The organism is Methylobacterium sp. P3_A11 (assembly GCF_056403155.1).
In genome coordinates this window covers 1-513 of record NZ_JBFUGA010000260.1, presented here as the reverse complement: position 1 = coordinate 513, position 513 = coordinate 1, and the positions used below count along the sequence as shown (strand labels likewise).

Below are 513 nucleotides of genomic sequence, written 5' to 3'. Positions count from 1 at the left end.
TGGGTGGGCAGGGTGATGCCGGTGCCCTCGTGGAAAATCTCGATGTCATTGGCGAGCAGCGTCTTGGCGGTGCTGATGGGCTCGCCGGTGCCGGGATTGCGAGCGTAGCGAGGATGGGCGCCGGAGGCGATTAGCAGGCGCAGGCGATGGCCGGCGAGGAAGCTATGAGCTGTGGCGTGGAGGGGGAATGTGAGCGTCCAGCTGCCGTCGGCTTCGGTTTTGGTTTCCGGCGTTACGCGGAGGAAGCCATCGCAGATATTGGTGGAGACGCCATTGGGGTCGACATCGGAAAGACGCACGAAGAAGTCGGCGTGGGGCAGGCTGGCGCGGGCGCGGAGGCGCACCTGGCACTGGCCGATGATGGTCAGCGGCTTCAGGAGCGCGGGGCCGGTATAGGTGAGGACGTCCGAGCGGGCTTCGAGCGGCGCGTTGTCCTGGGCGCCGGCACCGGTGAAGGCGAAGATGGCGCCGCCTAGATTGGGCGTGGGGTCGTTTGGGTCGTAGCGATAGCTG

1 protein-coding gene is annotated in these 513 nt (G+C 66.5%); it reads right to left on the bottom strand.

The genetic code is table 11. The annotated features are described in order from the left end of the window. A partial coding sequence (locus tag AC1DXK_RS31160) for a CocE/NonD family hydrolase (RefSeq protein WP_477299730.1) occupies window positions 1-513 on the bottom strand: 513 nt, incomplete at both ends.